At 64.8% G+C, this 3,314-nt stretch carries 7 protein-coding genes; all 7 read left to right on the top strand.

The features are described from left to right. On the top strand, positions 1 to 363 hold a 363-nt coding region (locus QOD90_RS12970; RefSeq protein WP_526350253.1), incomplete at its 5' end, for a formylglycine-generating enzyme family protein. A gap of 18 nt (positions 364 to 381) precedes the next feature. Beyond that, on the top strand, positions 382 to 1,101 hold the full coding sequence (locus QOD90_RS12965) for a hypothetical protein (RefSeq protein WP_526350251.1): 720 nt from the start codon (positions 382 to 384) through the stop codon (positions 1,099 to 1,101). A gap of 201 nt (positions 1,102 to 1,302) precedes the next feature. Then, positions 1,303 to 1,671: a 50S ribosomal protein L14 gene (rplN, locus tag QOD90_RS12960; protein WP_149480276.1), complete on the top strand. Its 369-nt coding sequence runs from the start codon at positions 1,303 to 1,305 to the stop codon at positions 1,669 to 1,671. Continuing rightward, complete coding sequence (gene rplX / locus QOD90_RS12955; protein WP_140690901.1) at positions 1,672 to 1,989, top strand: 50S ribosomal protein L24; 318 nt, start codon at positions 1,672 to 1,674, stop codon at positions 1,987 to 1,989. Positions 1,990 to 1,991: 2 nt separating this feature from the next. After that, entirely contained in the window at positions 1,992 to 2,564 is a 573-nt protein-coding gene (rplE, locus tag QOD90_RS12950; protein WP_526350248.1) for a 50S ribosomal protein L5, read from the top strand. Between the two features lie 4 nt (positions 2,565 to 2,568). Further along, positions 2,569 to 2,754, top strand: coding sequence for a type Z 30S ribosomal protein S14 (locus QOD90_RS12945; RefSeq protein WP_163918946.1), 186 nt, complete (start codon positions 2,569 to 2,571; stop codon positions 2,752 to 2,754). 130 nt (positions 2,755 to 2,884) lie between these two features. Next, positions 2,885 to 3,283: a 30S ribosomal protein S8 gene (rpsH, locus tag QOD90_RS12940; RefSeq protein WP_056557199.1), complete on the top strand. Its 399-nt coding sequence runs from the start codon at positions 2,885 to 2,887 to the stop codon at positions 3,281 to 3,283. Positions 3,284 to 3,314 lie beyond the last annotated feature (31 nt).

Raw genomic sequence — 3,314 nt, 5'->3', positions numbered from 1 at the left:
CTGATGGCCAACACCTGGCAGGGCCGCTTTCCGTATCGCAACGACGGCGCCCTCGGTTGGGCGGGCACGTCGCCGGTCGGCACGTTCCCGCCGAACGGGTTCGGGCTTGTCGACATGATCGGCAACGTGGGGGAGTGGACGTCGACGCCGTACGCGGCGCGTCACCGGGCAGGCAGCACCTCCGCAAAGGGCTGTTGCACGCCCTCCCGCGAACCGGATCCGAGCGTCAATCAGACGCTGAAGGGCGGCTCGCACCTGTGCGCGCCGGAGTACTGCCATCGCTACCGGCCGGCCGCGCGGTCGTCGCAGTCGCAGGACAGCGCCACCACCCACATCGGGTTTCGCTGCGTCGCCGACGCCTGAGCAGCCCATACTGTGCCGATGAGACGACTGGTCCTGGTCGCTACGTTCATGTCCACCATCGCGCTCGGTGGCTGCGCCGAGACCAGCGACGGGCACCCGATCGCTGGTCCCACCGACCACCGGACCGCGACGGAGACCTCGTCGACGTCGACACCGACGTCGGCCCCGACGTCGAAGTCGACCTCGACGAACGAACCCGCCCCACCCGAGTTTCCGACGATGGGCGTCACGCCCACCCTCCGCGATGCGGTACCACCCAACGCCCTGGTGTGCCTGCCAAACCCGGCGCCGGGTACGCCGGCCACGGCGCAGATCGACGACGCCGGGGCTCCGAAGATCGTCATCGGCCTGCCCGAGGGCTGGACCGCAGCTCCGTCACCCCGCGGGCTGGCACTGACCGGCCCCGACGGCATGTCCGGGGCAGTCGTGATCACCCAGACCGACCTCGACGCGGCAGCCGCCTTCGAGAAGTACGCCGACGACGTGGCGGCGGAGGCGCCGATCAGTAGCATCAGCGTGTTGCCCGCCGAGACCTGCGGATACAGCGGTCAGCGCCTGATGGGTGTGCTGTCGGGCGGACCCCAGGGCAAGGTGTCCTACGAGGACCGCATCGCACACATCTGGACCAATGCGAAGGACTACCTGGTGGTGATCCACGTTGCCGCGCCGCAGGGATCCCCGGCGTTCGACGCCGCGACGGCCGCGATGACGGCAGACTTCGCGATCACCCTGCCCTGAGGGCCCTCGGCCGCGATTTGGTGCATTGCACGTGCTCACCTACTATGTAGGGGTTGCCTTGGGCAGACCTCGGTAGCCGTTTCGATTTGAATACCGAATCAAGCGGAGACCCTGCGTGCCCATCGGTGACGAAGACCGCGTACGTCGAGTAGTTCAGTGCTGTTTTGGGCTGCTCACGTGCAAACAAATCGAGGAGATCTAGTGATTCAGCAGGAATCGCGGCTCAAGATCGCCGACAACACGGGCGCCAAGGAGATCTTGTGCATTCGCGTACTCGGCGGCTCGGGTAGGCGTTACGCCGGCATCGGCGATGTCATCGTCGCGACCGTCAAGGACGCCATTCCCGGTGGCAACATCAAGAAGGGCGAGGTCGTCAAGGCCGTCATCGTCCGCACCGTGAAGGAGCGCCGCCGCGCCGACGGCAGCTACATCAAGTTCGACGAGAACGCCGCCGTCATCATCAAGCCCGACAACGACCCGCGCGGAACCCGCATCTTCGGACCGGTCGGCCGCGAGCTTCGCGAGAAGCGCTTCATGAAGATCGTTTCGTTGGCCCCGGAGGTGCTGTAAATGAAGGTGCACAAGGGTGACACCGTCCTCGTCATCTCTGGCAAGGACAAGGGCGCCAAGGGCAAGGTCCTCGAGTCCTACCCGACGCGCGAGAAGGTCCTGGTCCAGGGCGTCAACCGGATCAAGAAGCACACGGCCATCTCGCAGAACGAGCGTGGCGCCCAGTCCGGCGGAATCGTCACGCAGGAGGCGCCGATTCACGTCTCCAACGTGATGGTCGTCGACTCGGACGGCAACCCGACCCGCATCGGCTACCGCTTCGACGAAGAGACCGGCAAGAAGGTCCGCGTGTCGAAGAAGAACGGCAAGGACATCTAGAGATGACGACAGCAGAAACTACCGAGAAGACCCTCCCTCGTCTCAAGCAGCGCTACCGCGAGGAAATCAAGGGCGCGCTCAACGAGCAGTTCAACTACGCCAACGTCATGCAGATCCCCGGCGTGGTCAAGGTCATCGTCAACATGGGTGTCGGCGACGCCGCCCGCGACGCGAAGCTGATCAACGGCGCGGTCAACGACCTGCAGCTGATCACCGGTCAGAAGCCGGAGATCCGCAAGGCCCGCAAGTCGATCGCCCAGTTCAAGCTGCGCGAGGGCATGCCGATCGGCGCCCGCGTCACGCTGCGCGGCGACCGCATGTGGGAGTTCCTCGACCGGCTGGTCTCGATCAGCCTCCCCCGTATCCGCGACTTCCGCGGCCTGTCGCCCAAGCAGTTCGACGGCAGCGGCAACTACACCTTCGGTCTGACGGAGCAGTCGGTGTTCCACGAGATCGACGTGGACAGCATCGACCGCCCCCGCGGCATGGACATCACCGTCGTCACGTCGGCGACCAATGACGACGAGGGCCGGGCGCTGCTGCGCGCACTGGGCTTCCCGTTCAAGGAGAACTGAGCAGATGGCAAAGAAGGCGCTGGTCATCAAGGCCAACAAGAAGCCGAAGTTCAAGGTGCGCGGCTACACGCGTTGCAATAGGTGTGGACGCCCGCACGCGGTGTTCCGCAAGTTCGGCCTGTGCCGTATCTGCCTTCGGGAGATGGCGCATGCCGGCGAACTGCCCGGTGTCCAGAAGTCCAGCTGGTAACCCACGCGATGAGCGCTTGCGCGAAGAGCCGCAAGCGTGCTCCAACAGACATAACTAGGAAAGCACGCGGTAGGCCCCCAAGGGTGTTGAACCCGGCGGGAACCGTCGCGAGGAAGGTGAGCTGGCTGTCATGACCATGACGGACCCGATCGCAGACTTCTTGACACGTCTGCGCAACGCCAATTCGGCGTACCACGACGAGGTGACTCTGCCCCACTCGAAGATCAAGGTGCACATTGCCGAGATCCTCAAGGAGCAGGGTTACATCACCGACTTCCACACCGAGGATGCTCGGGTTGGCAAGGCGCTAGTGGTGCAACTCAAGTACGGACCCAGTCGCGAACGCAGCATCGCGGGCTTGAAGCGAGTCTCCAAGCCCGGCCTGCGCGTGTACGCGAAGTCAACCAACTTGCCCCGCGTTCTCGGTGGCCTGGGCGTGGCGATCATCTCCACGTCCTCGGGTCTGCTCACCGACCGTCAGGCAGCACGACAAGGCGTGGGCGGCGAAGTCCTCGCGTACGTGTGGTAGCCGGGACTTTGGAGATATAGACATGTCGCGC

Source organism: Mycobacterium sp. (assembly GCF_032161845.1).
Classification (GTDB): Bacteria; Actinomycetota; Actinomycetes; order Mycobacteriales; family Mycobacteriaceae; genus Mycobacterium.
Note: the sequence above shows the minus strand (reverse complement) of the source record. Positions and strands in the feature narration are given on the sequence as shown.

What these genes read in the sequence shown, in the direction of transcription:
- QOD90_RS12965 (WP_526350251.1), top strand. Translation starts at nt 382, where the DNA reads ATGAGACGACTGGTCCTGGTCGCTACGTTCATGTCCACCATCGCGCTC.
- QOD90_RS12945 (WP_163918946.1), top strand. Translation starts at nt 2,569, where the DNA reads ATGGCAAAGAAGGCGCTGGTCATCAAGGCCAACAAGAAGCCGAAGTTC.
- rplX (WP_140690901.1), top strand. Translation starts at nt 1,672, where the DNA reads ATGAAGGTGCACAAGGGTGACACCGTCCTCGTCATCTCTGGCAAGGAC.
- rplE (WP_526350248.1), top strand. Translation starts at nt 1,992, where the DNA reads ATGACGACAGCAGAAACTACCGAGAAGACCCTCCCTCGTCTCAAGCAG.
- rpsH (WP_056557199.1), top strand. Translation starts at nt 2,885, where the DNA reads ATGACCATGACGGACCCGATCGCAGACTTCTTGACACGTCTGCGCAAC.